This window comes from Streptomyces sp. 5K101, assembly GCF_046506645.1.
GTDB lineage: Bacteria > Actinomycetota > Actinomycetes > Streptomycetales > Streptomycetaceae > Streptomyces.
On the sequence record NZ_JBKFFO010000004.1, the window covers coordinates 151679 to 178335 of the forward strand.

Genomic DNA, 26657 nt, shown 5'->3' on the forward strand with positions numbered 1-26657 from the left:
CTTCTCCTCCGTTGCCGTACGTGGTCGGTGAAACGCGATGGCATGAAGCATCGTTGGCATCGTGACCCTGCGCTCCGTCGCGCGTTGTGCGAGAGGGGATCTCCGGGAAAGGTGACCGCCGAGCTGTCTCGGCCGTACCCTGCATCACAACAACCCGCACGCTCACACCCCCCGTACACAGGAGGGCGTCATGTCGACGACACCGAAGACCGACAGCATCGAAACCACAACAGCGCTGCTGGAGGCGGAACTTCCCCGTCTCGAAGAGCATCAGCAGGCGCTCCAGAAGGAACTCGCCGTGGTGTCCGAGCGGCTGGAATCCGTGCGCGGCGCCCTGTCGGCGCTCAATGCGCTGGCCGCCACGAGCGTGCCGCGGCCCCGCACTTCGGAGCCGCCGGCCGCGGCACCGGCGGCCGTGGCCGACGAATCCCCTGCCGTCACCGTGACGGAGGAGCCCGCACCGGAGCCCGTCCAGGAGTCCGTACCGCAGTCCGCACCGGCCCAGGAGACCGCTTCCGCTGCCGAGTCCGCCGGCGTCGGCGGTGACAGCGACACCACCGAAACCACCGACGCCGAGAGCGCTTCTCCCAAGGCCCGTAAGACCACGGGCCGTGCCAAGAGGAAGGCCGCGCCCAAGGCCGCCGCCCCGCAGGCGTCCACGCGCCGCCCGGCGAAGAAGCGCTCCACCGCGAAGGCCACGAAGACCGGCACGAAGGCCACCAAGGCCGCGACGCCCACGAAGGCCGCACCGGACGAGCAGGCCATGAAGGGCAGGCAGACCGCACCGCGCAAGACGGCGGCCCCGGTCGCGCAGGACAGCGGCGGCCTCACCGAGCAGGTCATCGCCATCCTGTCCGGGAAGGCCGGCACACCGCTGCGGGCGCGGGACGTCGCGCAGGCGCTGGGCCGCGACGAGAGCGCGGGTGCCATCAACACCGTGCGCAGCACACTGGACCGCCTGGTCGCCACCTCCCGTGCACACCGCGCCGGCCGCGGTCTCTACCAGGCGCCCACCGGCTGACACTCCCGCCTGCGCGACGGCCGGGCGCCGTTTCGGCCGTCGCGGGCGTGGAGGTGTCACAGGCGGTCAGCCGCCGAACGCGGCGGACGCCGTCCCCTCCCCCGCGTCCGGCACCACCAGCAGGGAACCGCTGAGCGGGTGTGGGCTCCAGAGGCCGGTGCGGGCGGTGGTGATGTACAGGTCGCGGAGGCCGGGGCCGCCGAAGGCGCAGGCGGTGGGGCGGCGCACCGGCAGGTGGAGCGTGCGGTCGAGGTCCCCGTTCGGGTCGTACCTGCGCACCTGCGCGCCGTCCCAGAGCGCGACCCAGACGCATCCGGCGGCGTCGACGGTGAGGCCGTCGGGGTAACCGGCGCCCGGCTCGATGGTGACGAACGGCGCTCGGTCGACGACCTGTTGGCCCGCCATGCGGCAGACGTCAATGCGGCGGGTGGGACTGTCGATGTAGTACATGAGGGAGCCGTCGGGGCTCCAGCCGATGCCGTTGCTCACGGCCACGTCGCCGAAGACCTCGGTGACGGTCCCGTCGGGTGCGACACGCGAGAGGCTGCCTCCGCCTGCCGCCTCGTCGTAGCGCATGGTGCCCGCCCACAGCGCCCCGTCCGGTGCGACGGCCGCGTCGTTTCCGCGCCGGCCCGGCACGGGGTCGTGCACCAGCCACGAGAAGGCCCCGTCCGCGTGGTACAGGCCGATGCCGTCGCGGAGGTTGACCACCAGCCCTCCGCCCGCCCGCGGCTTCGCCGCCCCGACGTGCTGTTCGGTGGCCATGACGGTGTGGCGACCGCTCGCCGGATCGTAGGTGTGCACGCGGGAGTTCAGGATGTCCACCCAGATCAGCCGGGAGGCGGCCGCGTCCCAGGTGGGGCCTTCGCCGAGTGCGGCGCACTCCCGTGTCGCGACGTCGGCGCTCACCGCGTGCCGCGGTGGCCGAGTCGGACGGAGAGGTCACGGGCGCCTTTGGCGGCCAGCTCGGCGAGTTCGGCCTCGCGCTCCTCGTTCCAGCGGATCACGGGGACGGAGATGGACAGGGCGGCGACGACCCGGCCCGCGCTGTCGCGCACGGGGGCGGCCACGCAGCTGACGTCCGGGTTGGACTCGCGGTGCTCGACGGCGATGCCCCGTTCCCGGACGGCGGCGAGTGCCGTGCGCAGCTCATCGGGGTCGGTGAGGCTGGCAGGTGTCATGGCGGCCAGGTCACGGCCGGCGATGCGGGCGTCGAGTTCGTCCGCGGGCAGCGAGGCGAGCAGCATCTTGCCGACGGACGTGCAGTGTGCGGGGAGCCGGCGGCCGGCGGCCGAGACCATGCGGACGGCGTGGGTGGAGTCCACCTTGGCGATGTAGATGACGTCCATGTCCTCGAGTATCGCGACGTGGACGGTCTCGTCGCACGTCTCGGCGACCTCGCGGGCGACCCGTCCGCCCTCCGCCGCAAGGTCGAGCTGCTCGGCGTAACGGCTGCCCAACTGGTAGGCCCGGACGCCGAGGCGGTAGCGGCCGGGCTGCTCGGGCACGGTGACCAGGTAGGAGCGGGCGGCGAGCGTGGTGAGCAGTTCGTGGACGGTGGTGCGCGGCAGCTGCAGCTTTCGGGTGACATCCGGCGCCGAAAGGGTTGCGTCACCCTCCAGGAACAGCTCGAGTATGTCCAAGGCCCGCGTCACCGCGGGGACAAGGCGTCCCATGGCGCCACCCACTCTCTGTTCGACACTCCGACCACTGGCCGGTATGACGAACACAGGCTAGTCACAGCGTTGTTCGCAGGCAATGGTCCGGTGCGAAACACCGGTCGCGCGACCCATTGACACCCCATGGACATGCTGATTACGGTCACGCCACCATTTCGAACGCATGACGAAATCTCGAACAGACCCGAGGGGCAACTGCCGTGCGCATCACGGGAATCAGCACTCACGTCGTCGGGACTCCCTGGCGCAATCTCACCTACGTACTCGTGCACACCGACGAGGGCCTCACCGGAGTCGGCGAGACCCGTATGCTCGGCCACACCGACGCGCTGATCGGATACCTCCGCGAGGCGGAGGCCAACCACATCGCGGGCTCCGACCCGTTCGCGGTGGAGGACCTCGTGCGGCGCATGAAGTACGGCGACTACGGGCGGGCCGGCGAGATCGTCATGTCCGGCATCGCCGTCGTCGAGACGGCCTGCTGGGACATCAAGGGCAAGGCGCTCGGCGTGCCGGTCTGGCAGCTGCTCGGCGGCAAGGTGACCGACCGGGTCAAGGCGTACGCCAACGGCTGGTACACCACGGAGCGGACGCCGGAGGCCTACCACAAGGCGGCGGCCGAGGTCGTCGCCCGCGGCTACCGCGCGCTGAAGATCGACCCGTTCGGGACCGGACACTTCGAACTGGACCACGAGCAGACGCTGTACGCCGTGTCGCTGATCGAGGCGGTGCGCGACGCGATCGGGCCCGACGCCGAGCTGATGCTGGAGATGCACGGGCGGTTCAGTCCCGCCACGGCGGTCCGGCTGGCCCGCGAGATGGCGCCCTTCCGGCCGGCCTGGCTGGAGGAGCCGGTGCCGCCGGAGAACCTGAAGGCACTCGCCAAGGTCGCCGAGAAGGTGGACCTGCCGGTCGCGACGGGTGAGCGCATCCACGACCGGATCGAGTTCCGCGAGCTGTTCGAGTCGCAGGCGGCCGATATCATCCAGCCGGATCTGGGACACATCGGCGGCATCCTGGAGACACGGAAGCTGGCGGCCACCGCAGAGACGCACTACATGCTCGTGGCCCCGCACAACGTCGGCGGCTCGGTGCTCACCGCAGCCTCGCTCCAACTCGCCGCCTGCACTCCGAACTTCAAGGTCCTGGAGCACTTCAACGACTTCGCCGACGCGGAGATCAAGAAGGTGGTCAAGGGCGCACCCCAGGTCGACCCGGAGACCGGGTGCTTCGAGGTGTCGCACGCCCCGGGCCTCGGTGTCGAGCTGGACGTGGCCGCCGCGGCGGAGTTCCCGCAGCAGCGGGCCCGGTTCGACCTGTGGGCCGAGGGATGGGAACAGAGGGCGCCGAAGTGAGCCGCAGTCTGATCGTCGAACGGCCCGGGAAGCACCGCCTGGTGCGCCGTGAGGTGCCAATGCCGGGCCCGGGCGAGGTCCTGGTGCGGGTCGCCGCGGCCGGGATCTGCATGAGCGACCGCGAGGTGTACGACGGTCACCGCGACGCGGGCTTCGTGCGTTACCCGGTCGTCCCGGGGCACGAGTGGGCCGGGACGGTGGAGGCGGTGGGTGCGGGTGTGGATCCCGCGCTCGTCGGCCGCAGGACCGTCGCCGAGGGGTTCCGGGCGTGCGGTGTCTGCGAACGGTGCCGGTGCGGTGAGACGAGCCTGTGCGACGGCGGGTACGCCGAGACCGGGTTCACCGAGCCGGGTGCATTCGCCGACCACGTCGTGCTGCCGGCACGGCTGTTGCATCCGCTGCGTGACGACGCCGATCTGCGGGCCGCCGCCCTGCTGGAGCCGACCGCGGTCGTCGCGGCCGCGGTGCGGGCCGGGCGGCCGCGGCCCGGCGAGCGGATCGCTGTGGTCGGCGCGGGCACCCTCGGTCTGCTCGCCGTGCAGTTGCTCGCCGCTTCGTCACCCGGCGAACTGACCGTGATCGACCCCCGCCCCGCACGCGGCGAGCAGGCGCTGCGGTTCGGTGCGAGCGGTGCGCTGCATCCCGACGAGGCGACGACTGCGCACGGCCGCTTCGACCTGGTGGTGGAGACCGCCGGCGCGCCGCCCACGGCCGCCGCGTCGTGCCTGCTCGCCCGCAGGGGCGGCCGTGTGGTGCTCACCGGGATGTTCACGCCCGGCGCGGCCGGCATCGACCCGGTGCACCTGTCGCTGAGTCAGCTGGAGATCCGCAGCGTCTTCGGCGCGCCGTCGGCGGCATGGTCGGACGCGGTGCGGGCCTTCGGTCTCGGCCTGATCGACCCGGCGGCGCTGATCACGCACGAGTATCCGCTGGAGCGGTTCGACGAGGCCATCGCCCTGGTCGGGGGCGGCGACCCGAAGACCGGAAAAGTGCTCCTGCGCCCTTAGGCCCGGCCCTCGCCCGTGGCCGGGCGCGGGACCGCCCCGTAGCCGGTCCGGCTTCGCGGCCGGACGGGGCGGGGCGAACCGTCCGCCGGCCCGGTCCGCCGCCGACCACCGGGCCCTGTCAGGCCCGCGGACAGACTCGCCACGATCGACCGAAACCGCTCGGCCGTATCGGGCTCACGGACAGCCCGGACCGCCCAATCGACCGTCCGGCCCCGGGCCTTGTCGCCGTGCGGCCTCCGCGGCGGACGGCAGGTACGGCCGCCGGCACCGACGCACTTCCACACCGCCCCCCTCCGCCCTGTCTCCTCCGAACACCGAATGGGAGTCCTGTGACCGTCCCCTCAGCACCCCGCCGTCCCGGCGGCGAAGCCCTCGCCCGCATAGGGCATCCGCTCCCCGCCGTCGACCGGGCCGACGCCTCACCCCACGCGTTCCCCGACGGCGGCGCCTGGCGTACCGAGGTCCCGTCGGTGGAGGGCCCCGAGGCCCTGGCCGTCGTGCTCAAGGAGAGCGTCCGGCTCCACGTGCCCGTCCACCGGATCAGCCAGGGCAGCGGCGTCTGGATGCTCACTGACGACGAGATCACCGAGATGGTGGAGTCCTGCGCCGAACGCGCCATCGAACTCTGCCTGTTCACCGGGCCGCGCGGCACATGGGACATCGGCGCCGGCACCCGTACCGAGTCCGGGGGCGCCGGGCTGCGGGCCCGTGGCCACGACGCGCTCGCCGGGTGCGTCGAGGACGCCCTGCGCGCTGCCGCACTGGGCGTGCGCTGTCTGCTGGTCGCCGACGAGGGCGTGCTGTGGACGCTGCACCGGCTGCGCGCCGCGGGCGAGCTCCCCACCGACACCACGCTCAAGCTGTCGGCCCTCACCGGGCCGGTCAATCCGGCCTCCTACGCCGTCTACGAGCAGCTCGGCGCGGACTCGGTCAACGTGCCGTCCGACCTGACCCTCGACCACCTCACCGAGATCCGCCGGGTCAGCCGCGCCCCGATGGACATGTACGTCGAGGCCCCCGACGACCTCGGTGGCTACATCCGCATGTACGAGGCCGCCGAGCTGATCCGGCGCGGCGCCCCGATCTACCTCAAGTTCGGGCTGAGCCGGTCCCCCGGCATCTACCCGTACGGCGCCCAACTGCGCGAGCACACGCTGGCCACCGCCCGTGAGCGGGTCCGGCGCGGGCGTCTCGTGCTCGACCTGCTGGCCCGGCTCGGCGCGGACGGCGGGATGTCCCCGCTGGGATCGCGCCTGCCGGGCGACCTCCGCCGCTTCCCCGTCCCGGAAGGGGACTGACCCCATGACCGACCGACCCCCCCGTACCCGTACCCCGCTGCGCCCGCGTGTCGCCGCCGCTGCCGCGCTGGCCGCACTGCTCACCGTCTCGCTCACCGCCTGCGGCCAGGAGGCCAGGGGCGGCAGCCGCTACAAGCCCGACGACGGCAAGGGCGGCACGATCGGCCTGGCGATGCCGACCAAGTCGTCGGAGCGCTGGATCGCCGACGGGCAGAACATGGCCGAGCAGTTCCGCAAGGCCGGGTACGAGACCGATCTGCAGTACGGCGACGACAAGGTCGAGAACCAGATCGCCCAGATCGAGAACATGATCACCAAGGGGCGCCGGCTCCTCGTGGTCGCCGCCATCGACGGGTCCGCGCTCACCGAGGTCCTCCAGCGGGCCCACGACGCGGGCATCCCCGTCATCTCGTACGACCGCCTCATCATGGGCACCGCGAACGTCGACTACTACGCGTCGTTCGACAACGAGCGGGTCGGCGAGCTTCAGGCCCGCTACATCGTCGACCGTCTGAAGCTGGGCGAGCCCGACGAGGACGCCGCGGACCAGCACACCATCGAGCTGTTCGCCGGTTCGCCCGACGACAACAACACGAAGTACTTCTGGAACGGCGCGATGAAGGTGCTCCAGCCGTACTTCGACAGCGGTCAGCTCGTCGTCCGCAGCAGGCAGACGCAGCTGAGCCAGGCCACCACGCTCCGCTGGGACGGCGGCACCGCGCAGAAGCGGATGGACGACCTGATCAGCAAGAGCTACGCGGAGGAACGCGTCGACGCCGTCCTGTCGCCCTACGACGGCATATCCATCGGCATCATCTCGGCGCTCAAGAGCGCCGGTTACGGCACGAAGAGCCGGCCGCTGCCGGTGGTCACCGGGCAGGACGCGGAGCTGGCCTCTGTCAAGTCCATCATGCGCGGGGAGCAGACGCAGACCGTCTTCAAGGACACCCGCAAGCTGGCCGCGCAGACCGTACGGATGGGCGATGCGGTACTGAACGGCAGGAAGCCCGAGGTCAACAACACCACCGACTACAACAATGGCAAGAAGACCGTGCCGTCCTACCTGCTGAAGCCGGTCAGCATCGACCGGACCAACACGCAGCTCCTCGTCGACGAGGGCTACTTCACGGCGGGACAGCTCAGGTGACCGGGCCCGTACTGGAGATGCGGAACATCACCAAGACGTTCCCCGGCGTCACCGCGCTCTCCGGTGTAAACCTGTCCGTGCGCGCCGGGGAGATCCACGCGGTCTGCGGCGAGAACGGCGCCGGCAAGTCGACGCTGATGAAGGTCCTCAGCGGCGTCCACGAGCACGGCAGCTACGACGGCGAGATCCGCTTCGAGGGCGAGCCGGTGGCCTTCAAGGACATCCGCGCGAGCGAGCGGCACGGCATCGTGATCATCCATCAGGAGCTGGCGCTCGTCCCGTACCTGTCCATCGCCGAGAACATCTTCCTCGGCAACGAGCAGGCCACCCGCGGCCTGATCGACTGGAACGCCACCCTGCACCGGGCGAGCAAGCTGCTGAAGCGGGTCGGGCTGCGCGAGAAGCCGCAGACGCCGGTCGCCGACATCGGCGTGGGCAAGCAGCAGTTGGTGGAGATCGCCAAGGCGCTGTCGAAGGAGGTGAAGCTGCTCATCCTCGACGAGCCGACGGCCGCGCTCAACGACGAGGACAGCGCGAAGCTGCTCGAGCTGATCCTGGAGCTGCGCGATCAGGGCATCGCCAGCATCATCATCTCCCACAAGCTGGGCGAGATCCGTACGATCGCCGACTCGGTGACGATCCTGCGTGACGGCCGGACGATCGAGACCCTCACCGTGCGCGAGACGCCCGGCTGCGAGCCGCGGTTGTCCGAGGACCGGATCATCCGCGGCATGGTCGGCCGTGACCTCGACCACCGCTTTCCCGACCGCACACCCTACGCGGGGCAGGACGCGGGCGAGGTCGCGCTGGCCGTGGACGGCTGGACCGTCCGGCATCCCGTCGACCACCAGCGCACGGTCGTGCACGACGTGTCGCTCACCGTGCGCCGCGGGGAGATCGTCGGCATCGCGGGCCTGATGGGCGCGGGCCGTACCGAGCTCGCGATGTCCGTCTTCGGCCGCTCCTACGGCCGCTACGCCGGCGGAACCGTTTCGGTGGCCGGGCGGGAGGTGTCGACCAGGACCGTGCCGGACGCGGTCGCGGCCGGCATCGCGTACGTCACCGAGGACCGCAAGCAGTACGGGCTGAACCTCATCGACAGCGTCAACCGCAACATCTCCCTGGCCTCGCTGCCGGGCATGCGGCGCCGAGGTGTCGTCGACGAACACCACGAGCGGTCCGTCGCCGAGCGCTACCGCACGTCGATGAACATCAAGGCACCCACGGTCTTCGAGCAGGTGGGGCGGCTGTCCGGCGGCAACCAGCAGAAGGTCGTTTTGAGCAAGTGGATCCACGCCGATCCCGAGGTGCTGATCCTCGACGAACCGACCCGCGGTATCGACGTCGGCGCCAAGTACGAGATCTACACGGTCATCGACAGGCTCGCGGCGCAGGGCAAGGCGGTCCTGTTCATCTCCTCCGAACTGCCGGAGCTGCTCGGGATGTGCGACCGGATCTACACGATGGCCGAGGGCCGGCTGACCGGTGAGGTCGCCCGCGCGGAGGCCACCCAGGAAGTCCTGATGCGTCACATGACCATGAACAGAAGCTGAGGCCCCCGCCATGACCACCACGACCACTCCCACCGAGGACGCCTCCCCCGCACAGTCGGGCCGGCCGACGGCCGGTGCGATCCTCGTGCACTCGATACGCGCCAACATGCGCCAGTACGGCATGCTCGTCGCGCTCGCCTTCATCGTCGTCCTGTTCCAGATCTGGACCGACGGCACCCTGCTGCTGCCGAACAACGTCTCCAACCTGATCCAGCAGAACGGCTACATCCTCATCCTGGCCATCGGCATGATGATCGTCATCATCTCGGGCCACATCGACCTGTCCGTCGGCTCCCTGGTCGCCTTCGTCGGCGCCATGTCGGCGGTGATGATGGTCAAACACGACATGCCATGGGTCCTGGCCCTGGTGCTGTCGCTGCTGATCGGCGCGGTCGCCGGCGCGTGGCAGGGCTTCTTCATCGCGTACATCGGCATCCCGTCCTTCATCGTGACGCTGGCCGGCATGCTGCTGTTCCGCGGTCTGACGCAGATCGTCCTGGAGGGCCAGTCCCTCGCGCCGTTCCCGGACGGCTTCCAGAACATCGCCAAGGGCTTCATCCCCGAGATGGGTCCGTACACGCAGTACCACAACCCGACCCTGGTCCTCGGGCTCGTCGCGATCGCGTTCCTGCTGCTGCGCGAGTGGCGGGACCGCAAGCGCCAGCTCGCCTACGAACTCGACGTGCTGCCGACGGGACTGTGGGCGGCGAAGTGCGTGGCGATGACGGCCGCCGTGGTGGCCTTCACGCTGACGCTCGCGAGCTTCCACGGTGTGCCCGTCGTCATGCTCATCATGTGCGCGCTGCTCATCGGCCTCGGCTACGTGATGCGCAACGCGGTCGTCGGCCGGCACGTCTACGCGCTCGGCGGCAACAAGGCGGCCGCGAAGCTGTCGGGCGTCAAGGACAAGCGCGTCACGTTCCTCGTCTTCGTCAACATGGGTGTCCTCGCGGCGCTCGCGGGCTGTGTGTACGCCGCGCGCCTCAACGCCGGCACCCCGCAGGCGGGCCTCAACTTCGAACTGGAGGCGATCGCCGCGTCGTTCATCGGCGGCGCCTCGATGAGCGGCGGCGTCGGCACCGTGATGGGCGCGGTCATCGGCGGCCTGGTCCTCGGCGTGCTCAACAACGGCATGTCGCTCGTCGGCATCGGCACGGACTACCAGCAGGTGATCAAGGGTCTCGTGCTGCTCGCCGCGGTCGGGTTCGACGTGTGGAACAAGCGCAAGGTCGGCCGCTAGCTTCTACCCCTCTCAGGAGCTGGGCATGGAAACGAGCAGACGCACCGTACTGACAGCGGCCGCGACCACGGGGCTGGCCGCCGCAGTGGGTGCCCCTGGCACCCACCGCCCGCTACACCCCCACCGACACGACGCTGATTCCCACCGGTGAGCTGGCGAGCGTGGCGGGTACGCCGTTCGACTTCCGCCGCACGAAGACGATCGGCGAGGACATCCGCGACGCGCACCCGCAGCTGGTGACGGCAAAGGGCTTCGACCACAACTGGGTGCTCGACAAGGGCCTGACGCGCACGCCGGAACACTGCGCGACGCTCCGCGACCCCGGCTCGGGGAGGACGATGAGGATCGCCACCACCGAGCCGGGCTTGCAGTTCTACTCCGGCAACTTCCTGGACGGCACCCTCGCCGGCCCCTCCGGCCGCACCTGCCGGCAGAGCGACGGGCTGTGTCTGGAGACCCAGCACTTCCCCGACTCGCCGAACCAGCCGTCGTTCCCGTCGACGGTGCTGCGCCCCGGGGAGGTCTACCGCTCGGCCACGGTGCACAGCTTCTCGGCCCACTGACCGCGCACACAACGTGAGGCCCCCGGGGCGTTTCGCCCCGGGGCCTCACGTTGTGTTGCGTCAGCGGCGGGCGTCGACGACGGGACGCGTTCCGCGCCCGAGGTTCGGGTGGTGGGCGGGACGCTCGCGGCGGGATGGCGACGTACGTCACCGTGACGGGGAGGGCGCACGGGATGCGTCAACCCTTCTGACAAAGACCGTTCTCTGACGCCCTCTCCGGTGACACCCGGTCCCCCACGGCGCCGACGCGCGGCACGAGCAGCACACCGACGACCGGTACGGCGCCCAGGGCCAGCCACGGGAGAGTGCCGCCGAGTTCGAGGAGGGCTCCGGCCGGTGCACCGCCGGCGAGGACGAGCAGTCCGGAGACGGAGGAGAGCGCGCCGGTGAACAGACCGAGGCGGCACGCGTCGACCAGTTCGGGGACGCATGCGCGGGCCGCGGGCACCACCAGCATCTGCCCGAGGGTGAGCAGCACGACGAACGAGACGGCCGGCCAGAGCCCCCGCAGGGGCAGCAGGACGCCCGTCACGGCGAAGGCGGCGGCGATCAGGGCCAGGCCGCAACGGATCATCGCGGTCAGGCCGAGCCGGGCCGACACCCGGCGCTCCAGGGGCACCTGGCCGAAGACGACCATGGCCGAGGAGAGCGCGAAGAGCCAGCCCAGCGTCTGCTGCGAGCCCGTGGCACGGTCCAGTTCGGCGGGCAGGGCGAGGTAGAGCTGGTTGTAGGCGATCAGGTAGGTCGAGTAGGCGAGGGCGAGGCCCAGGAACCGGCGGTTGCGCACGAGGGGGCGGAGAGCGAGGCGTTCGCCTGCGCCCGCCGCCTCGGCGCGGGGCATCAGCCGCCAGTGACCTGCCAGGACCACGGCGAAGACGGCGGCACCGGCCAGGCACGCACCGCGGAAGCCCTCTCCCAGCAGGAGCGTGCCGACGAGGGGGCCGATGAGGGCTCCCGCCTGGCCGCCGGCCGAGAACGTGGCGAGCACGCGCGTGCGCACGGGGCCGCCCGCCTGTTCCATCCGTACGGCCTCCCGCGCGATCTCGCTCTCCACCGCGGGCGAGAAGAGTGCCGCGGCGAAGCCGACCAGCACCACGGCGGTGGTCACCGACCACGCCGACTCGGCCAGGCCCAGCCACACGAATCCCGCCACCCGCAGCGCGCATCCCGTAAGGACGACGGGCCGGGGTCCGTAACGGTCGGTCAGTGAGCCGCCGACCACGAACATGCCCTGCTGGCTGAAGGTGCGCAGCCCCAGGATCAGCCCGACCAGGGCACCGCCGAGGCCGAGCGTGCCTCCCAGATGGTCGGCGAGGTACGGCAGTACGGCGAAGAAGCCTGCGTTGAAGGCGAACTGACTGGCGACGAGCAGGCGCGCGAGCGGGGTCATGACGTGAGCTTTCCGTCCCACATGGTCAGGACGCGGTCGCAGAAGTGCCGTACGACCGGCATGTCGTGGCAGATGAAGAGGTAGCCGAGGCCCAGCTGCTCCTGCAGGTCGAGCAGGAGGTTGACGATCCCGGCGCGCAGGGAGGGATCGAGGGCGGAGACGGGCTCGTCGAGGACGAGCAGGTCCGGTTCGCTCGCCAGCGCGCGGGCGATCCCGGCGCGCTGGCACTGGCCGCCGGAGAGCTCGTGCGGGAGCCGGTCGCCATGGGAGGTGTCGAGGCCGACCATGCCGAGGAGTTCCTCGACACGGCCGGGTCCGGTGGCCCGGGACCAGCGGCCCTGGACGCGCAGGGGTTCGGCGATCTGGTCGCGGATGCGCCTGCGCGGGCTGAGTGTGCCGTAGGGGTCCTGGAACACGGGCTGGACGCGGGGCCGGACCCGTCGCAGCTCCTTCTCGCCGAGCGCGGTCAGGTCGGTGCCCGCGAACCGGACCCGCCCGCCGTCCGGGCGGCGCAGTTGCAGGACGGCCGCGGCGGTCGAGGACTTGCCGCAGCCGGAGGGGCCGATCAGCCCGACGGTCTCGCCCGCGTCGACCGAGAACGACACGCCGTCGACGGCGGTCGTCGCTCCGTACCGGACGACCAGGTCGCTGACCTCCAGCAGGGGCGGCTGCGTGCTCATACGGGCTCCAGGACGTCGAGATGGCAGGCGACCTCACGCCCGTCCAGTGACCGCGGCGCGGGAAGTTCGGTGCCGCAGCGGGCCGTCGCGTGTGCGCAGCGCGGTGCGAAGGCGCAGCCGGGCGGGACGGCGCCGGGCGACGGCGGCCGGCCGGGCAGCGCGGGCAGGCGGGACTTGCGCGGAGCGTCGTCCGACGGGACGGAGGCGAGGAGCGCGGCGGTGTACGGGGACCCGGGCCGGGTCAGGATCCGGTCGGTGGGGCCGTACTCGACGAGCCGCCCCGCGTACATGACGGCCGTCCGGTCGGCGTGCTCGCGCACGGCGTCGAGGTCGTGGGTGACCAGGACGAGTGAGGCGCCGGTGGCCTCGCGCCGTTCGGCCAGCGCCGCGAGAATCTGGGCGCGCATCTCGGGGTCGAGCGCGGTGGTCGGCTCGTCGGCGACGATGAGGGCGGGCTCGTTGACCGTGGCCATGGCGATGACGGCGCGCTGCCGCATCCCGCCGGAGAACTCGTGCGGAAACGCGTCCAGGCGGTCGCCCGGGATGCCGACCTGCGCCAGGGCCTCCTCGGCCCTGGCGCGCGCCTCCCGCCGCGAGAGCCCCCGCACGGAGCGTACGGCCAGGGTGAGTTGGGTGCCGACGCGGTGCACGGGCGACAGGGCCGACAGGGCGTCCTGCGGCACGAACGCGACGCTCCGCCCCCAGTCGGCCGGGGTGACGGGCTCGCCCCGGAGCAGCACGCCGCCGGTGACGGACGCGTCCTCGGGAGCCATGCCGAGCACGGACCGGGCGGTCAGCGACTTGCCGGCCCCGGACTCGCCGACGAGAGCGAGGACTTCTCCGGGCCGTACGTCGAACGAGACGCCGCGGACGACCTCGACGCCGCCGAAGGCGACGCGCAGATCACGTACCGAGAGGAGGAGGTCAGACGGCAACGGAAGTCGTCCTCTCTCGCAGGAGCGGCCACCCGGCGTGCCGGGGGCCGGTGTACGCGGACAAGGTGACGGCGAGCGCGGCGAGGAGGGCCAGGGCCACGGCGGGGGCGAGGGCCGCGACCGGAGCGCGTTCCACGTAGTCGGCGGACTCGTCGAGGAGCAGCCCCCACTCGGGGGACGGCGGCTGGGCGCCGAGCCCGAGGAAGCCGAGCGACGCCAGGGCGAGCGCGATGCCGGGCAGGCGCAGCACGGCGTGCCGGGCGACCGGGGCGGCCACCGAGGGCAGGACGTGCCGGGTCAGGATCCAGGCCGGGCTCGCGCCGATCGCCTGTTGGGCGAGGAGGAACTGCGAGGCCCGCACCTCCTGGACCAGCACCGCCGCGTGGGATGCGAGCGCCGGCCAGGACACGAGGGTGACGGCGAGTGCGGCCCCGTCGGCGCGGGGGCCGACGACAGCGGCGACGAGCACGCCGACGATCACGGGAGGCAGGGCGTTGGCGATGTCGGCCGCTCCAGTGGCGACGTTGGGGAGGAAGCCGAGGGCGAGGGCGGTCACGAGGCCGATGAGGCAGACGGCTGCCGCCATGCCGACCGTGGCCGCCGCGCCGTGCCCGAGCCGGGCCAGGACGTCGCGGCCGAGCGCGTCCGCGCCGAGCGGGTGTTCGCCGGACGGCGCGGCGAGCCGGGCGGCCGTGTCGACCGCGTACGGATCGCGCAGCAGACCCCAGCCGATCACGCCGACCAGTACGGCGCCGAGCACCGCCGGGACCGGCGCGGGCACCCGCACGGGGCGGGGCGCGGGCAGCGTCAGGCCCGCGTCCCGAAGGGCGGGACCGAGCAGCCTCCCGCGCAGCACCGCCGCGCCGGCGCCCGCCAGCAGCCCGAGGACCACCAGGGCGAGCACCGATCCCTGGAGCAAGGGTAGGTCCTGGGACTTGACCGCGCCGAGGGAGGTGCGGCCGAGCCCCGGGATCGCGAAGACGGTCTCCACGGCGACCGCCCCGCCGGTCAGACCGACCGCGACCATCCCGAACTGCCCGGCCAGGGGCGGAAGGACGCGCCGCAGGGCGGCTGCGGCGACGCGTGCGCGGCCGACGCCGGCACCGCGCCACAGGTGCGCCCAGCGCTCGTCGAGGACGGCGGGCAGCGCTTCGGCGACCAGGCGGCCGAGCAGCCCGCCCGCGGGGAGACCGAGGGCGAGCGCGGGCAGGACGAGGTGCGCCGGACCGGCCCACCCGGAAGTCGGCAGCCAGCCGAGGCCCACGCCCACGACGAGCAACAGCACGATGGACAGCAGGAATTCGGGCACGGCCGTGAGGACGGCGGCGCATGCGCCGGACGTCCCCCGCCCCCGTATCAGCACCGGCGCAACGAGGGCAGCCGCGACCAGGAGCGCGACGGCCAGGGCCGCGCCCATCAGCGTCAGTGAGACCTGCAGGCCGGCGAGGACCGAGGGCAGCACTGCGGCGCCCGAGACCCAGGAGACGCCGAGGTCGCCGTGGAGCACGCCGGCCGCCCACTGGCCGAGCAGGCCGAGCGGCCCCGCGTCGAGGCCGAGGTCGGCGCGGATGGCGGCCAGCGCCTCGGGGGTCGGCTCCTGTTCGGCGGATCGCGCGCGCAGCAGGCTCAGGGCCGGGTCCTTGCCGGAGAGCCAGGGCAGCAGTCCGACGACGGCGAGCACGCCGGCCAGGCACACCGACCGGCAGAGTGCGGCCTTCACCCGACGTACGTGTCGATGGTGACGAGTTCGCGCTCGCGCGGGTCGTGCGCGACGCCGGTCACACCGGCGGCGTCGCCCTGGACGACCCGTTCGTGCAGCATCGGGACGGCCGCGTCGGTGGCGAGCACGGCCGCCTCGGCGCCCATGATCGCCGTGCGGCGCGCGTCGCCGACGGCGGTTCGGGACGCCTCGGTGAGGGCCTTGTCGACGGCCGGGTCGGCGAGTTGCGGGATGTTGAAGGAACCCTCGCTCGCGAAGTCGCTGAAGAGGTACGCCGCCGCGTCGCCGGAGTCGAGGACGGTGGCGCGGGACAGGATGAACGCGTCGAACTCGCCCGCGAGCGCGTCCGCTTCGATGTTGGCGTACTCGCGCACGTCGAGCTTCACCCTGAAACCGGCGGCCTGGAGCTGCTGTTGGAGGATCTGGGCGACCTCGGGCAGTTCGGCGCGGTCCGTAAAGGTGCCGATCGTGATCTCGGTGCCGTCGGGATCGCCCGCCGTGCCGTGCCGGACGTCCCGGCGCAGTTTCGCGGCCCAGGGCAGGGCCGGCCCCAGCAGGCCCTCGGCGACGTCGGCCCGGCCCTCGTAGACACTGCGGACGAGCTCCTCGGCGTCGATCGCCTCGCGCGCCGCCGCCCGGAGCCCGGGGTCCCGGAACGGACCCGAACGCGTGTTGAGGTAGAGGGTGTTGGTGCGCGGCATCGGCACCTCGGTGATCAGCTTCTCGTCGAGCAGCCGAGCCTGGGAGACCGGCACCGCCTCGACGATGTCGGCCTCGCCGCTGCGCAGCGCCGCCGCGCGCGCGGTGCCGTCGGGGACGAACGTCACGTCGATGCCGGCGGCCCTGGCCTTGCCGCCCCAGTAGCCGTCGTAGCGGTCGAGCTTCGCCGACGCGGCGCCGTTCACCTCCACGAGTTCGAACGGGCCGGTGCCGGCACCCACGGGATCGACCGTCCTGCCCCGGTACGCCTTGGCGGCGAGGATCGACAACTGCGGTGAGCTGAGCCGCTGGGGGACGAGCGGGTCGGCCGCCGCGGTGGTGACGGCGACGGTACGGGGGCCGAGTGCCTGCACGGAGAGGTCGACGCCGTCGAGTATGCGCGGCTTGGGCGAGGCGCTCGCGGCGGCCCGCAGCGACGTGACGACGGACTGGGCCGTCAGGCCGGTCCCGTCGTGGAAGGTCACCCCCTCGCGCACGGTGAACGTCCAGGTCCTGCCGGACTGCTTCCAGCCGGTCGCCAGCGCGGGCTCGGCGTTGCCGTCCCGGTCGAGTTCGACGAGTGTCTCGGCGGTGGACCAGCGCGACAGCTTGAAGGCGTCGTCGGACAGCGGCGAGAGCCCGGAGCGGGGCGGCTGCATCATCGCGACGCGTACCCGGCCGTTCCCGCTGTCACCGGAGGCCGCGCCCGGGGCCCCGCTGCCGGCGAAGCAGCCGGTGAGCAGGACGGAGCAGGCTCCCAACGCGGCCGGGAGCACAAACCCCCGGCGGCGCATGTGTGAACGTTCAAACGATTGCAAGGTAGACCCCTGAAGGCGCGACGGAGGGAGGGCCCGACCCTAACACGATGACAATCGTTTTCGTTAAGGACCGACGGTCACCCGACGGGGGACTGCCCCCGGACGCCGGGTGAGGCCTCGGGGGCGCAACGGGCCAGGGTCGCGGCAGTCCGCGCCCTGGCCCGAGCGGGCAAGCGGGATCACAAGGTCGTGACGATCACAACGTCGACAGGGCGTCGCCCCTCCCGCCCCCACGCGATGCCTGTGCCCAGCCGGGCGGGTTCGACGAACCCGGTCCGGCTGGGCGTCAGCCCATTGATGCGCCGTCAACTCCTAGCCATCAGTGGCGGTCACCGCCGTTGTCGTGGCCGTTGTCGTGGCCGTTGTCGTCGCCGCCGCGGCCGTTGTCGTGGCCGTTGTCGTCGTCGTCATGGCCGTTGTCGTGGCCGTTGTCGTCGTCGTCATGGCCGTTGTCGTCGTAGGCGTGGTGGCTCCCGTTGCCTCCGCGGCCGTCGTCGTCCTTGTCGTGGTGGTTCCCATTGCCTCCGCGGCCGTCGTCGTCATCGCACTTGTCGTCGTGACGGTCCCAGTAGTCGTGGTCGCAGTCCTCGTACGAGGAGTGCGAGTGCGACGAACCGGTGGCACTGGCAACACCGGCTCCGCCGAAGGCGAGAGCCAAAGCTGCGAACAGCGCGGCGAAGAGCTGGAGAATCCTGGTCGTCTTTGCCCGCATGGTGTGATCCTTCCCGGGGGCGTAGACGGGGCCGATGGCCCGCAGAGGCGAAGCAGCACAACAGGTGCAGCAGACATGATGCGTTCGCGATGTGGGACCCGGCGCATCGGCCTCTGGTGACGATGCAACGCCACCACCGACTCACGCGCTCGACGCGCGCGTCGGGCAACCCTGCCGCAGGGCATCCGCCCCTCGGAATCGTTCAATCGTTTCCCAAATTAGACATGCCGCCTGATAAAGTCAAACGGGACAAATTGCCTTGTAGGTGCGCGGATTGTGGGTGCGCGACTGGGCCGGCGTCGACGCTGCTGGTCGCAGCCGGTGGACACACGGAGCACGGCCGCGAGGATGCGCTCAGTAACGAACGTAATTCAGCCGGAATCGCCCCCGGCGGACCGCCCGGGCCGTCAGGCGGGCCCACCGCGCGCACAACACAGAGCGGACAGCACGGTCGCCGCGTCAAGGGGATTGGGGCGACTGACAGCCCGTGAGTCGACACAGGTACGAGCGGTCTCACGGCAGGTCATCGGCCGATGCGGCGCCCTGGTGCCCGTGATCGGCGAGGCCCGAGGCGGCGCGGGCGTCTGCCGGCCGGTGCCGGGCCGGTACGGACACAACGCGCCGGGCTCAGCGGCCCACCGCGTACCCCTGCATCCCCCTCGGGTTGGCTGCCGCCGACAGGATGCCGGTCTCCGGGTCGCGGGACACCGCGCACAGGCGACCCTCTGACCACGGATCGCCGGTCGAGACGTCATGCCCGCGGCGCCGCAGCTCCGTGATCACCTCCGGTCCGATGCGGGACTCGACGGTGACACCGCCCGGTCGCATCTGCCGCGGGTAGAAGGAGCCGGGGAAGCTGTCGTTGTGCCAGTTGGGCGCGTCGATCGCGCCCTGGAGGTCGAGTCCGCCGCGTACCGGGTCGCGCAGCGCGACCGCGAGGAAGAAGTGCAGTTGCCACTGGTCCTGCTGGTCGCCGCCGGGGGTGCCGAAGGCCATGACGGGGACGCCGCCGCGCAGCGCGAGCGAGGGGGTGAGGGTGGTGCGGGGGCGTCGGCCGGGGGTGAGGGAGTTGGGCAGGCCGGGGTCGAGCCAGGTCATCTGCAGCCGCGTGCCGAGCGGGAAGCCGAGGGACGGCACGACGGGGTTGGACTGGAGCCAGCCGCCGCTGGGGGTGGCGGCGACCATGTTGCCCCACCGGTCCACGACGTCGAGGTGGCAGGTGTCGCCGCTCGTCGCGCCGTTCCCTGCGACGGTCGGCTCGCCCGCGCCCACGGCGTGAGCGCCCCCGGCGTCGGGGCCCGGCGCACCCGCCGCGACGGCGAGCGCGTGGCGGCTCAGCCGGGGCGTGCGCCCGTCGGGCCTGCCGGGGCGCAGCTCGTACGACGCCCTCTCGCCGATCAGCGCGCGGCGCCCGGTATTATACGCGTCGGACAACAGGGTCTTGACGGGCACCGTTCCGGGGCCGTCGGCGTCGCCGTACCAGGCTTCGCGGTCGGCCATGGCAAGCTTGGTGCCCTCGACGAGCGTGTGGACGTAGTCGGCGCTGCCGTATGCGGGGAGCCGGCCGGGGAGCAGGGCCAGCTGTTGCAGGAGGGCCGGGCCCTGGGACCAGCCGCCGGCCTTGCAGACCGTCCACCCGTTCCAGTCGTAGGTGACCGGATCCTCGTAGGCGGCGCGGTGGGCGGCGAGGTCGTCGCCGGTGAGTGTGCCGGCGTGACGGGTGCCGGAGGTGTCGAGGGTGGGGCGGGCGGCAGCTTCGGCGAGTGCCTCGGCGACGAACCCTTCCCGCCAGATCCGCCTGGCGGCGTCGATCTGCGTCTCGCGCCCGCTCCCGGCGGCCTGGGCCTCGGCGAGCAGCCGGCGCCACGTGGCGGCGAGCGCCGGGTTCCTGAGGAGCCGGCCGGGGGCCGGGGGCCGCCCACCCGGCAGGTAGACCTCGGCGGAAGAGGTCCACTCCGTCGCGAACAGCTCGCGCACGGTCTCCACCGTCTGCCCGACGCGCTCGACGGGCGGGTGACCCGCCTCGGCGTAACCGATGGCGTACGACAGCACCGAGGCGAGGGGCTTGGTGCCGTGGTCGCGCAGCAGCAGCATCCACGCGTCGAACGCGCCGGGGACGGCGGCGGCGAGCGGCCCCGTCCCCGGCACGAGGTCCAGGCCGAGTGCGGTGTAGTGGCCGATGGTGGCTGCGGCGGGGGCCGGGCCCTGGCCGCACAGGACGCGTACCGGGCCGCCTGCGGGCGCGAGGATGATCGGGACCTCGCCGGCGGGGCCGTTGAGGTGGGGTTCGACGACGTGCAGCACGAATCCGGCGGCGACGGCCGCGTCGTAGGCGTTGCCGCCGTCCTCCAGCACGGCCATGGCCGACTGCGAGGCCAGCCAGTGGGTGGACGACACCATGCCGAAGGTGCCCTGGAGGGTGGGGCGGGTGGTGAACACGCGCGGCGGCTCCTTGTTCGTGGTGTGGGCAGTGGCGGTGGAGCCGGGGCCGAGGGGCCGGCGGGCGTGGTCCCTGCCCGGCGGTGTCCGTCACCCGCTCCGGTCAGGCGACGGTTTCCCCGCGGAGCTGCCCGCACAGTACCCGGCAGGCCGACAGCACATGCTCCTCCGCGGCCTGTTGCAAGGCCACGACGTCCCGGTCCCTGATCAGACGCACCAGCTCGCGATGCTCGTCGACGACCACCGCGCGGTAGTGGTCGTACCCGAGCCGCACGCGGGTCAGCTGGAACAGTTGCACCTGCGAGCGCACCGCCGCCCAGCCGTCGTACGCCTGCGCGCGGCCGGCACCGCGTTCGTCATCGAGCCCTATGTGCGCTTCGCGGGCGAGCCCGGTGAGCAGTGGACGATGTTCCTCCGCGACCCGGCGGGCAACGCCCTGGAGTTCAAGGCGTTCCAGGAGGAGTCGCAGGTGTTCGCGAAGTGAACCGGGGTGTGCTGGTGACCGGCGCGTCGCGGGGCATCGGTCGCGCCGTGGCCGCGGCGTTCGCCCGGCAGGGAGACCGGGTAGCGGTGCACTGCTCCACCCGCCGGTCCGACGCGGAGGAGACGCTCGCCGGTCTGGCCGGAGACGGCCACACCGTGGTCCAGGGTGACTCACCGATCCGGCACGCGTCGAAGCCCTGGTCGCCGAGGCCGACGCGGCGCTCGGCGGCGTGGAGGTCCTGGTGAACAACGCCGCGGTGATGATCCGTCACCCGCTGCCCAGCACCTCGTACACGGACTGGCAGGAGGCGTGACAGCGCACCGCCGCCGTGAACCTGTTCGGTGCCGTCAACGTCAGTTACTGCGCTGCCCGGCGCATGATCGACGACGGCCGGGGCGGGCGCATCGTGAACATCGGCTCACGCGGCGCGTTCCGGGGCGAGCCCGACCATCCGGCGTACGGCGCCACCAAGGCGGCACTGCACGCGTTCGGTCTGTCGCTGGCCGTCTTGCTCGCGCCGCACGGGATCGCGGTGGCGTCGGTGGCGCCCGGATTCGTCGCCACCGAGCGGGTCGCCGGCCGGCTGAGCGGCGCGGAGGGCGAGCAGATCCGGTCGCAGAGCCCCTTCGGCCGCGTCGCCGCCACGGAGGAGATCGCCTCCGCCGTGCTCTACCTCGCCTCGCCCGAGGCCACCTGGTGTTCGGGCACGGTGCTGGACGTCAACGGAGCCTCGTACCTGCGCACGTGAGCGGACAAGGCGGTGGGGGCCGGCGTTGATGCGAACGCCGGCCCCCATCGGCCCTTGTACGGGCGGGCTTCCCGAGAAAAAGTCGCACACCCTTCGCCGGGCATGTTCCTTTTCTCCACACACCCGCACCAGCCCGTGAATGAACCGGGAATTCGGTCAGAGGCGGCGGACCCGCGAGGAGATGCCGTGACCGACCAACAGATAGACGACAGCGGGCAGTCCGTAATTGAGGAGAACGCGGAGACCGTCCGTGTCCATCGTGAAAATGTCCTGTGACCACCACGCCAGCCAGTCGGCCGTCCCCTCGACGAACTCGACGAAGACGTTCGACCGGTTGGCCTCGAGCAGGTAGAGCAGGATCCACAGGCCCAGGAACGCCGCGGCGATGTCGGCGATCGTGTGGATGACCAGGGCGGCCCGGCTTGCACCGGACCCGTCCCCGCCACGGGGACGGCGCGGCCGGGCCCCCTGGTCCACGTCGTATTGCCTCTGGTCCGGCAGGGGTTCGGTGTTACTCACTGGAGTCCCAATCTGACGCGTACACCGCCTCGACGGCACGGAAGTGCGGTCACCGCGCAGAGGGAATTCCCGCAGGAGGCGAAATCCCGGCTGTGACCGCATACGGGTCGCTCGTCGCGACCCTGCCCGGAACTGCGCCGCACACGTGGGAAGCGTTACACGAAGTGCGCGCGGGTCCGATATCGACGGACTTCGCATCGACGGACTCCGCGAATTCGCGTCACGCGTTCGCGCCCAGGTCGACCGTGATCCCCGCGCCCGAGATTCCGCGGCCGCTCGGGCCCGCGAGGTGGGCGACCGTCGCGACCACCTCACCGAACCGCCGAGCTCGCGATGGCCGCCTGGGACCTGGTGACCGGGGCCGGCTGACGCCGGGCACCGCAGTTCCCCGGGCGCCCCGTCCTCTCGCACTCCTGCGACGCGGGCAGCACCAGCGAGGTCACGGCCGACGGTCGATCTTTGCAGAAGCATCACACATCATGCGCAGTGCCTGCCGACAACGGCGTTAGCGTTGCTGGCCGACCGAACTCCTGCGCGACAGCGCACAAGGTGCCGATGTCTGGGGCGGCTCCGGCAGCACAGAAAGATTGCAGATGGACTACTGCTCGTCATGTCGTCGGCACCTCAACGGAGCTCTCGTGTGCCCGGGTTGCGGCGCGTACGCCCGGGACATCGCCCCGCCCGCCCTCCGCGCCGAGCGGGCGACGACGGCCGCGGCGGGGTGGGAACCGTTCCGCGCGGAGCGGTCGCCCGCCTCCGCATCGCCGTCCGGCCCCGCTGCCGAGGAGGGTGCCGGCGCACCGGCCGCGGCCGGGACGGCCATGGCGGGCGACGGTTCCGTCGTCTCCGGCGCACCGGGCCGTGCGGCCCGGCGGCGGCAGCTCGCCCGCTGGAAGAAGAACCGGCGCCGTGCCGTGGCCGGGACGGCCATCGCCCTCGTCGGCGGCGGCCTGACCATCGCGGCACTGCCGTCCGGGCCCTCCAAGGGCAGGACGAACGCGGCGTCGGCGCCTGAGACCGTCAGCCCCCACGGGGCCCGGATGAGCGAGCCCGTCTCGCCGTCCGCGGAGCCGGCCGAGCGGGCCACGCGCAAGCCGGACGCCCCTGCCTCCCCGACCGCCGTCCCGCGGCAGCGGACCGCGACGATCACCGTGGCCCGCCCCACGGCCACGCCTCCCGCGCAGCGCCCGGTCTCCGAAGCGGCCGCACGGCCGGAGGCGCAGCGCTCACAGACGCCGGCCCCCCGGCCCACCGTCGACGACTCCGCCGCGCAGCAGCCGAGCACCTCGGGCACCACGGGCGCCGCGGGCGGTTCGGACACCTCCGGCGAGGACCTTCCGCAGGCGACGCCGTCGCAAACGGCGACCACGTCCCCCGGCGAGGTGTGCCTGCTCGTCCTCTGCCTCGGCTGACGCCAACCCCCGGATGTGCGGGTGCAGAGCCGCAAACGACACGGCGCACACGGGCATCCGGGCCTGCGGATCCGCCCCGCCCCCACAGCGCGGGAGGCCGTCTCGTCCGACGTGGGAGGCCGTTTCGTCCCGGGCACAAGGGGCACACGCCCTGCATCCCACCGGAGGTGAACCATGCCAGGACGCGAAGAGCTCCCTTCGACGCTGGAGCGCTCCCCCAAGGACGCACAGCGCACGTGGATCAAGGCCCACGACTCCGCTGTGGAGCAGTACGGGGAAGGCGAGCGGGCCCACCGGGTCGCCTTCAGCGCGCTCAAGCACAAGTACGAGAAGGTCGCCGACCACTGGGAGCGGAAGGAACACGGCCGCAAGGGGCCCTCGGACCCGCGGGCGCAGACGCCGCGGCAGCAGCCCGCCCGTACCGGTGAGGGCGTCGACGAGAAGGCCACCAAGCAGCACCTGTACGACCTGGCCCAGCGTCTGGACATCGCGGGTCGTTCCCGTATGAGCAGGTCCGAGCTGCTGGAGGCCATTCGCAAGGAGAACCGTTCGAGGACTCGCGACGCGCGTTCGCGGTGAGATTCGGGAGCCGCCGTCCCGCGTCCCGTCACAACCGGCCGCCGCACCGCGTCCCCTCACACCGTGGGGCGGTCAGGGCCAGGAGGGCTCCTTGCGCGGGACGACGACCAGTTCGGAGACCGCGCTGCCGGGCGGCACCGAGAGGGCGTACAGCAGGGTGTCGGCCACGATGTCGGGGCTCTGCAGCATCGAGACGTCGGCGTCCGGGAACCGCTCCAGGATGAACGGCGTCTCCATGCCGCCGGCGATGATCCCCGTGACGCCGATGCCCTGGCAGTCCCGCTGTGCCTCCTTGAAGAGGGTGTGCGTGAAGGCGCGCAGGCCCGACTTGCCCGCCGAGTACGGTCCGGCCTCGGTCCAGGTGCGATTCGCCGCTGTGGAGAGGATGTTGACGATGTGCCCGCCGCCGCGCGCGACCATGCGGCGGTAGGTCTCCAGGCACAGGTACATCGGGCCCAGCAGATTGGTGGTGACGACCCGCGTCACCTCGTCCGCCGTCAGGTGCTCGATCGGCTTGGACACGTCGACGGCGGCGTTGTTGACCAGGATGTCCACCGCCTGCCCTTCGGCGTCCAGGTCGCGGAAGACGTCCGCGACCATCGCGGAGTCACAGACGTCCAGCTCCACGAACCGTGCGTCGTGACCGGCCCGGGCCAGGTCCTCGCACAGCTCCCGCGCGGTCTCCTTCCGTACGTCCGCGACGAGGACCGAGGCGCCCGCCCCGGCCAGCCTGCGCGAGATGGCGGCTCCCAGTCCCCGGGCGCCCCCGGTCACCAGTGCCTGCTTGCCTCGAAGATCGATTTGCACCGCGCTGCCCATGTCCCTGCCTCTCCTTGACTGCACCGTTCCGCGGGCCACCCACCGTGAGCGCCGGGAATCCGCTCCGTCTCTCACTGTGACTCCGGCGGGTGCCCACGGCACGCCGTGCTAGGCCACCTCCGGGCCTTCGAAGTGGCCGCCGTCACGCCCACCGACCCCGCGAAGGGCGGCCCCGTGCCCCTGTGAGCAAGCACACGAGAAGTACGAGTCCCCAAGCGGCACAAGGGTTCTGGGGACGGGGTGCGGTCATCGCGCCGCCGTGCTGCGGCTCTTGTCCGTTCCGGTCTGCCACGATGGTCGACGCCGTCGCCCGGAGCGCTCCGTCCCCGGGCGTCACGGCACCAGACAGATCCGGTGGATCAGCCGCGCAGCGCAGTGGCCGTCCGACGTCCGCCGTATGCCGCACCTGCCTCCGGGCTCGTCTTTCGAGTACTTCACTGTGTCTTCTTCCACCGCCGTCCGATCCGGCACGTCCGCGTCCGCCCCCGACCGCTCGCCCTGGCGTTCCCTCAGGTACCGCAGCATGCGCTGGTGGTCCGTCGCGAACTTCGTCTCCAACGCCGGGACGTGGATGCAGCTGACCGTGCAGAATCTGCTGGTCCTGCAGATCACGGGGTCCGCGGCGGCGACGGGTCTGTCCATGTCGGTGCAGGCGGCGCCGGGTCTGCTGATGAGCGTCGCGGGCGGTGCCGCCGTCGACCGCTGGCCCCGCAAGCTGACCGCGGCCGCCAGCCAGGCGCTGCTCGGTGCTGTGGCGTTCCTCACGGCGTTCCTGGTGGCCGTCGACCAGCTCAACCTCGGGATCCTGATGGCGCTGGCCGCCGTCACCGGTGTGATCGCCACGGTCGACGGACCGGCGTGCGCGCTGCTCGGCAACGACCTGGTCCGCACCGAGGACGTGCCCTCCGCCATCGGCGTGGGCTCCTTGGTGCACAACGCCGGACGGCTCGCGGGTGCAGCGCTCGCGGGTGCGACGGTCGGATTCCTGGGCACCGGCGCGGCCTACGCGGCGAACGGGCTCTCGTTCGTGTTCGTCGCCTGCGTCATCCCCTTCCTCCGTCCCGTGCACAAGACGGTCGCGCAGCCGCGGGCAGAGCGCGCGGTGGTGCCCGCGCAGCGGCGCGCGGAGGTGGCCGCGACGCCCCAGGACGACATGACGGTACGTCAGGGACTCGCGTTCTTCATGCGCCGCCCGCGCCTGGTCGCGCTCGCGGGCATCACCGGCATCAGTGCCGTGTTCGGGCGCAACTACGGCCTCACCCTGGCAGTGCTCGTGACGGGTCCGCTCGCCGGCGGCGCGGGGGCGTTCGGCACGGTGTCCACCGTTCTGGCGGTGGGCGGCATCGTCGGTGCCGTGCTCGGCGCGCGGCTGCGCAAGCCCTCCGTACGGCTGGTCGGCACGCTGGCCGCCGCGGGCGCGCTGCTCCAGGTGGTGGCGGGACTGTCGCCGTCGCTGGCCGTGCTGCTGGTCCTCGTGCTGCCCATGGCCGTGGTCGAATCCGTGTCGGACACCGCCGGGACGACCGTGCTCCAGACGGACCCGCCCGCGCATCTGCGCGGCCGTGTCCTCGGTGTGTGGGGCAGCATCCGCACCCTGTGGGGACTGGCCGGGCCGCCGGCGCTCGGCCTGCTCATGGAGCTCGCCGGGGCGCGGGGCGCCCTCGTCACCGGTGGACTGCTCATCGCGGGCGCGATCGGCGCGGGCTTCCTCCTGCACCGTCGCCGTACGGCCCCGCCGGTGATCCTGCGCACGGAGGAGACGCCCGCGGCCGAGCAGCGCCCGGCCCTGATCACCGCAGCCTGACCAGCACGCCCTGAGCACCGCCGGTGCGGGGTGACT

At 72.1% G+C, this 26657-nt stretch carries 23 protein-coding genes and 3 pseudogenes; 14 read left to right on the forward strand and 12 right to left on the reverse strand.

All coding sequences use genetic code 11. The features are described 5' to 3' along the window. Window positions 1-190: 190 nt before the first annotated feature. Window positions 191-1021, forward strand: a complete 831-nt coding sequence (locus tag ACLB9X_RS09050) for a hypothetical protein (protein WP_410359738.1) — start codon at window positions 191-193, stop codon at window positions 1019-1021. Between the two features lie 66 nt (window positions 1022-1087). On the opposite strand, the gene ACLB9X_RS09055 is transcribed toward ACLB9X_RS09050, so the two are convergent. Together ACLB9X_RS09055 and ACLB9X_RS09060 are read right to left on the reverse strand one after the other, a co-directional pair. Further along, window positions 1088-1930: an SMP-30/gluconolactonase/LRE family protein gene (locus ACLB9X_RS09055; RefSeq protein ID WP_410359739.1), complete on the reverse strand. Its 843-nt coding sequence runs from the start codon at window positions 1928-1930 to the stop codon at window positions 1088-1090. Beyond that, on the reverse strand, window positions 1927-2697 hold the full coding sequence (locus ACLB9X_RS09060) for an IclR family transcriptional regulator (protein ID WP_410359740.1): 771 nt from the start codon (window positions 2695-2697) through the stop codon (window positions 1927-1929). Before ACLB9X_RS09060 ends, ACLB9X_RS09055 begins: the two co-directional genes overlap by 4 nt. A 203-nt stretch (window positions 2698-2900) precedes the next feature. On the opposite strand from ACLB9X_RS09060, the gene ACLB9X_RS09065 reads away from it, so the two are divergent. The 8 genes and pseudogenes from ACLB9X_RS09065 to ACLB9X_RS09100 all read left to right on the forward strand — a co-directional run. Beyond that, complete coding sequence (locus ACLB9X_RS09065) at window positions 2901-4055, forward strand: mandelate racemase/muconate lactonizing enzyme family protein (protein ID WP_410359741.1); 1155 nt, start codon at window positions 2901-2903, stop codon at window positions 4053-4055. Then, entirely contained in the window at window positions 4031-5062 is a 1032-nt protein-coding gene (locus ACLB9X_RS09070; RefSeq protein WP_410359742.1) for a zinc-dependent alcohol dehydrogenase, read from the forward strand. Before ACLB9X_RS09065 ends, ACLB9X_RS09070 begins: the two co-directional genes overlap by 25 nt. Window positions 5063-5391: 329 nt before the next feature. Further along, window positions 5392-6360: a hypothetical protein gene (locus ACLB9X_RS09075; protein WP_410359743.1), complete on the forward strand. Its 969-nt coding sequence runs from the start codon at window positions 5392-5394 to the stop codon at window positions 6358-6360. Window positions 6361-6364: 4 nt separating this feature from the next. After that, complete coding sequence (gene chvE / locus ACLB9X_RS09080; protein WP_410359744.1) at window positions 6365-7507, forward strand: multiple monosaccharide ABC transporter substrate-binding protein; 1143 nt, start codon at window positions 6365-6367, stop codon at window positions 7505-7507. Between the two features lie 17 nt (window positions 7508-7524). Next, window positions 7525-9060 carry a multiple monosaccharide ABC transporter ATP-binding protein gene (gene mmsA / locus ACLB9X_RS09085; protein ID WP_410360080.1) on the forward strand — a complete coding sequence of 512 codons (1536 nt, stop codon included), beginning with the start codon at window positions 7525-7527 and terminating at the stop codon, window positions 9058-9060. 10 nt (window positions 9061-9070) lie between these two features. Next, a complete protein-coding gene (gene mmsB / locus ACLB9X_RS09090) occupies window positions 9071-10300 on the forward strand; it encodes a multiple monosaccharide ABC transporter permease (protein WP_410359745.1) in 1230 nt (409 codons plus the stop codon). Between the two features lie 25 nt (window positions 10301-10325). Next, window positions 10326-10451 (forward strand): twin-arginine translocation signal domain-containing protein, encoded by a 126-nt coding sequence (locus ACLB9X_RS09095; protein ID WP_410359746.1) that lies wholly within the window; start codon window positions 10326-10328, stop codon window positions 10449-10451. Then, window positions 10408-10863 (forward strand): annotated as a pseudogene (locus ACLB9X_RS09100) (galactose-1-epimerase); the annotation flags it as partial. The gene ACLB9X_RS09095 and the pseudogene ACLB9X_RS09100, both read left to right, overlap by 44 nt. Before the next feature lie 178 nt (window positions 10864-11041). Here the strand turns inward: ACLB9X_RS09100 and ACLB9X_RS09105 are convergent. The 8 genes from ACLB9X_RS09105 to ACLB9X_RS09140 form a co-directional block, all read right to left on the reverse strand. Beyond that, complete coding sequence (locus ACLB9X_RS09105; RefSeq protein ID WP_410359747.1) at window positions 11042-12253, reverse strand: MFS transporter; 1212 nt, start codon at window positions 12251-12253, stop codon at window positions 11042-11044. Then, the gene (locus ACLB9X_RS09110; RefSeq protein ID WP_410359748.1) at window positions 12250-12933 is read right to left on the reverse strand and encodes an ATP-binding cassette domain-containing protein; all 684 of its coding nucleotides are present in this window, start codon (window positions 12931-12933) and stop codon (window positions 12250-12252) included. The genes ACLB9X_RS09105 and ACLB9X_RS09110 overlap by 4 nt, the downstream gene beginning before the upstream one ends. Further along, window positions 12930-13868 (reverse strand): ABC transporter ATP-binding protein, encoded by a 939-nt coding sequence (locus ACLB9X_RS09115; protein WP_410359749.1) that lies wholly within the window; start codon window positions 13866-13868, stop codon window positions 12930-12932. The genes ACLB9X_RS09110 and ACLB9X_RS09115 overlap by 4 nt, the downstream gene beginning before the upstream one ends. Then, window positions 13858-15588 (reverse strand): ABC transporter permease subunit, encoded by a 1731-nt coding sequence (locus ACLB9X_RS09120; RefSeq protein WP_410359750.1) that lies wholly within the window; start codon window positions 15586-15588, stop codon window positions 13858-13860. Before ACLB9X_RS09120 ends, ACLB9X_RS09115 begins: the two co-directional genes overlap by 11 nt. Then, window positions 15585-17081 (reverse strand): ABC transporter substrate-binding protein, encoded by a 1497-nt coding sequence (locus ACLB9X_RS09125; protein ID WP_410359751.1) that lies wholly within the window; start codon window positions 17079-17081, stop codon window positions 15585-15587. Before ACLB9X_RS09125 ends, ACLB9X_RS09120 begins: the two co-directional genes overlap by 4 nt. Window positions 17082-17424: 343 nt before the next feature. After that, window positions 17425-17817 (reverse strand): hypothetical protein, encoded by a 393-nt coding sequence (locus tag ACLB9X_RS09130; protein WP_410359752.1) that lies wholly within the window; start codon window positions 17815-17817, stop codon window positions 17425-17427. Window positions 17818-18444: 627 nt separating this feature from the next. Then, window positions 18445-20256 carry a gamma-glutamyltransferase family protein gene (locus ACLB9X_RS09135; protein WP_410359753.1) on the reverse strand — a complete coding sequence of 604 codons (1812 nt, stop codon included), beginning with the start codon at window positions 20254-20256 and terminating at the stop codon, window positions 18445-18447. 103 nt (window positions 20257-20359) lie between these two features. Next, window positions 20360-20554 (reverse strand): FCD domain-containing protein, encoded by a 195-nt coding sequence (locus tag ACLB9X_RS09140; RefSeq protein WP_410359754.1) that lies wholly within the window; start codon window positions 20552-20554, stop codon window positions 20360-20362. A 27-nt stretch (window positions 20555-20581) separates the two neighbouring features. Here ACLB9X_RS09140 and ACLB9X_RS09145 point away from each other — a divergent pair. Both ACLB9X_RS09145 and ACLB9X_RS09150 read left to right on the forward strand, forming a co-directional pair. Next, window positions 20582-20740, forward strand: a pseudogene (locus ACLB9X_RS09145) (glyoxalase); the annotation flags it as partial. After that, window positions 20737-21488: pseudogene (locus ACLB9X_RS09150) on the forward strand (SDR family NAD(P)-dependent oxidoreductase). The pseudogenes ACLB9X_RS09145 and ACLB9X_RS09150, both read left to right, overlap by 4 nt. A gap of 156 nt (window positions 21489-21644) precedes the next feature. Here ACLB9X_RS09150 and ACLB9X_RS09155 read toward each other — a convergent pair. Next, a complete protein-coding gene (locus ACLB9X_RS09155; RefSeq protein WP_410359755.1) occupies window positions 21645-22007 on the reverse strand; it encodes a hypothetical protein in 363 nt (120 codons plus the stop codon). Window positions 22008-22645: 638 nt separating this feature from the next. On the opposite strand from ACLB9X_RS09155, the gene ACLB9X_RS09160 reads away from it, so the two are divergent. Beyond that, the gene (locus ACLB9X_RS09160; RefSeq protein WP_410359756.1) at window positions 22646-23419 is read left to right on the forward strand and encodes a hypothetical protein; all 774 of its coding nucleotides are present in this window, start codon (window positions 22646-22648) and stop codon (window positions 23417-23419) included. Between the two features lie 174 nt (window positions 23420-23593). Next, window positions 23594-23998, forward strand: coding sequence for a ChaB family protein (locus ACLB9X_RS09165; RefSeq protein ID WP_410359757.1), 405 nt, complete (start codon window positions 23594-23596; stop codon window positions 23996-23998). Between the two features lie 72 nt (window positions 23999-24070). Here the strand turns inward: ACLB9X_RS09165 and ACLB9X_RS09170 are convergent, their stop codons facing one another. Continuing rightward, complete coding sequence (locus ACLB9X_RS09170) at window positions 24071-24817, reverse strand: SDR family oxidoreductase (RefSeq protein WP_410359758.1); 747 nt, start codon at window positions 24815-24817, stop codon at window positions 24071-24073. A 523-nt stretch (window positions 24818-25340) separates the two neighbouring features. On the opposite strand from ACLB9X_RS09170, the gene ACLB9X_RS09175 reads away from it, so the two are divergent. Beyond that, complete coding sequence (locus tag ACLB9X_RS09175; protein WP_410359759.1) at window positions 25341-26621, forward strand: MFS transporter; 1281 nt, start codon at window positions 25341-25343, stop codon at window positions 26619-26621. Window positions 26622-26657: the final 36 nt, after the last annotated feature.